Consider the following 3,906-nt stretch of genomic DNA (forward strand, 5'->3'; position numbering starts at 1 on the left):
AACTTACCTTACAGGTAACCAAGCTTGCACGCGAAGCCGGTGATTTTCAATTAAGGGAACTCCAGGATTTTGAGCTAAGCAGAATCGAAAAGAAAGGAAGAACGAATGATCTGGTTTCTTATGTAGATAAAGAAACCGAAAAGTTACTGATCGAAGGTTTGAAAAGACTTGTACCGGATGCAGGCTTTGAAACCGAAGAAGGTACTATTGAACAGGCGCAATCCGGTTTGCGCTGGGTGATCGATCCGCTGGATGGCACCACGAACTTCCTACACAAATTACCATTATTCTCCATTAGTATTGCCCTGGTAAACAATGATCAATTATTAATTGGTGTAGTACATGAACCGTCGCGGAATGAATGTTTCTATGCATGGAAGGATGGAGGAGCTTACATGAATGGCGAAAAAATAGAAACATCTAAAATCACTGACATGAATGAAGCGCTTATTGCTACCGGTTTTCCCTATTCATTAAGAGGAAAAGCTGAACAATATTTTTCACTGATCCGGCATTTCGTTGAAACCACACATGGCGTCCGCCGGTTGGGTAGTGCTGCGATTGATTTATGTTATGTGGCATGCGGAAGATTTGAAGCTTATTTTGAATTCAACCTGAAACCCTGGGACGTGGCAGCGGGCATATTAATTGTACGTGAGGCCGGAGGCATTGTAACCAATTACGCTGGTGGTGCAGACCATTGCCAGACCGCAGAAGAGGTTTGCGCTGCAGCCGCAGGCATTCATTCTTCTATGATAACCGCGTTTAAAAAATTATGGTGAACAAGGATTCTGTAAATTGATCCTTATTCACCATAACAAATTCCTCCAGCTATTTTTATTGTCCTTCTTCAGGCGTACATACTCCAACGTGATCTCCATGTGACAAGTGCTTGTTCAATTGACTTGCCGGCACTTTAATCGTTTGTGCACGTCCTCCATCGGTAGGTTTATGGCAGATTGTTACCTGCTGTTCCTCCTGCTGTTGTTGTTGCTGCTGCTGTTGCTGTTGTTGTTTCTGCTCATCCAGCTTTTTCTGCTCAGCTTCTTTCTTTTGTTGTTCCAATAATTGCTGTTGCTTTTGCTGCTCCAGGATTTGTTGCTGTTTTTGTTGCTCAAGCAATTGTTGTTGCTTCTGTTGTTCAAGTAACTCCTGCTGCTTTTGCTGCTCAGCTTCCTTCTGCTGTTGCTCTAATAGCTGTTGTTGCTTTTGCTGTTCTAACAATTGCTGTTGCTTCTGTTGCTCTTCCTGCTGCTTCTGCTGATCAAGCAATTGTTGCTGTTTTTGCTGCTCAAGCTGCTGCTGTTGTTTTTGCTGTTCTTCCTGCTGTTTTTTTAATTGGTCTTCTTTAATTTTATTTATTTCATCATCCGTACATTCACCTACATGATCACCATGCGCTAAGTGAGCTGATAATGCACTTTTCGAAATCGTCAACGTCTGAATATTTGTCGGATTACCTGGTGGCTTATGACAAATGGTTACTTTTTCATCTTCCGCCGGAGGAATACCAACCGGAGGAACAACTACCGGTGGTACAACCACTGGTTTGTCCGCATCGGTACATTCGCCTACATGGTCACCATGCGCCAGGTGCGCTGCCAACGCGCTCTTCGCAACCGTGATCGTCTGAACATTATCAGGGTTACCCGGCGGCTTGTGACAGATCGTTACTTTTTCTTCTTCAACCGGCGGGGTTACTACCGGCGGCACAACTACCGGTTTGTCCGCATCCGTGCATTCGCCTACGTGGTCACCATGCGCCAGGTGTGCTGCCAATGCGCTCTTCGCAACCGTGATTGTCTGAACGTTGGTCGGGTTACCCGGCGGCTTGTGACAGATCGTTACTTTATCTTCTTCAACCGGCGGAGTTACTACCGGCGGTACAACTACCGGTTTGTCCGTATCGGTACATTCGCCTACATGGTCACCATGCGCCAGGTGCGCTGCCAACGCGCTCTTCGCAACCGTGATCGTCTGAACATTATCAGGGTTACCCGGAGGTTTGTGACAGATCGTTACTTTTTCTTCTTCAACCGGCGGAGTTACTACCGGCGGCACAACTACCGGTTTGTCCGCATCGGTACATTCACCTACATGATCACCGTGCGCCAGGTGAGCTGCCAACGCGCTCTTCGCAACCGTGATTGTCTGAACGTTGGTCGGGTTGCCCGGCGGCTTGTGACAGATCGTTACTTTTTCTTCCTCAACCGGCGGGGTTACTACCGGCGGTACAACTACCGGTTTGTCCGCATCGGTACATTCGCCTACATGGTCACCATGCGCCAGGTGTGCTGCCAATGCGCTCTTCGCAACCGTGATTGTCTGAACGTTGGTCGGGTTGCCAGGCGGCTTGTGGCAGATCGTTACTTTCTCTTCTTCAACCGGCGGCGTTACTACCGGCGGTACAACTACCGGTTTGTCTGCATCCGTGCATTCGCCTACATGGTCACCATGCGCCAGGTGTGCTGCCAACGCGCTCTTCGCAACCGTGATCGTCTGAACATTATCAGGGTTACCCGGCGGCTTGTGACAGATCGTTACTTTCTCTTCCTCAACCGGGGGCGTTACTACCGGCGGTACAACTACCGGTTTGTCCGCATCGGTACATCCACCTACGTGGTCACCGTGCGCCAGGTGCGCTGCCAATGCGCTCTTCGCAACCGTGATTGTCTGAACGTTGGTCGGGTTACCCGGCGGCTTGTGGCAGATCGTTACTTTTTCTTCTTCAACCGGCGGGGTTACTACCGGCGGTACAACTACCGGTTTGTCTGCATCCGTGCATTCGCCTACATGGTCACCATGCGCCAGGTGCGCTGCCAATGCGCTCTTCGCAACCGTGATTGTCTGAACGTTGGTCGGGTTGCCCGGCGGCTTGTGACAGATCGTTACTTTTTCTTCCTCAACCGGCGGCGTTATTACCGGCGGTACAACTACCGGTTTGTCTGCATCGGTACATTCACCTACGTGGTCACCGTGTGCCAGGTGTTCTGCCAGGGCGCTCTTCGCAACCGTGATTGTCTGAACGTTGGTCGGGTTGCCCGGCGGCTTATGGCAGATCGTTACTTTTTCTTCCTCAACCGGCGGCGTTATTACCGGCGGTACAATTACCGGTTTGTCCGCATCGGTACATCCACCTACGTGGTCACCGTGCGCCAGGTGCGCTGCCAATGCGCTCTTAGGAATAATCAATGACTGGATATTGGAAGGATCACCGGCTGGCTTATGACAAATAGTTAAAGTAACATTCAGATCATCGTTCATGCCGCAGCCGCCAGTCATATTGATTGAGCAGCTGCAATCCGTAGTTACCGTAGCGGCAAGCGAGCCTGCATTTGTTTCTATGCCATTGGCATCACAAATATCAACCTTGCCTGCAACTGACGCGCTGCTGTTAATCGTTGTTTGACTTGTAATGGTTATGGAAGCACAGTTTTGTGACGGCCCGGAAATTGTTCCGTTCATCATCATATTATTTGTGATCCATTTTGAATTTGAAGCGAGTGTCAATTTACCAGAACTGTTCAGTACGGTGTTTGCTGCTACACGCACAGCTCCGGAGTTCTGGAAGACCTGGTCAATGTGCAGATCTCCGCCAACGATCAATTTGCAGGAGTTTACAAATTCGGCAGAACCATTATCTTTCAGATTTCCTGCAATATTAATAGTACCTGAATTACATACATACTTATTATTGTTGAAGCTTTGTTTAGCATTAAATGTTCCTGTATTAATAAATGTTGCTCCGGAATTTACATTGAAGTCAGATGTGACTGTTGCCTGACCATGGTTTTCCAATCTTCCATTGAACGTTATGTTAGAGAACTGAACGGTTCCATAGTTACGGACTGCAGATGCAGAATTATTCATGTTCAGGTTGTCAAATGTTGCTGTTCCATTGATAAC

General features: G+C 48.3%; 2 protein-coding genes. One reads left to right on the plus strand and one right to left on the minus strand.

Features of this window, described 5'->3' with window-relative positions; genetic code table 11:
* Positions 1-782, plus strand: a 782-nt coding sequence (locus ACTHJT_RS15480) for an inositol monophosphatase family protein (RefSeq protein ID WP_440239835.1), incomplete at its 5' end; no start/stop codon positions are given.
* Positions 783-837: 55 nt separating this feature from the next.
* Here the strand turns inward: ACTHJT_RS15480 and ACTHJT_RS15485 are convergent.
* Positions 838-3,906 (minus strand): hypothetical protein (locus tag ACTHJT_RS15485; protein WP_440239837.1); only part of this gene is annotated, 3,069 nt, incomplete at its 5' end.

Origin of the sequence: Cytophaga sp., from assembly GCF_051961495.1 — a bacterium.
Lineage (GTDB): Bacteria > Bacteroidota > Bacteroidia > Cytophagales > Cytophagaceae > Cytophaga.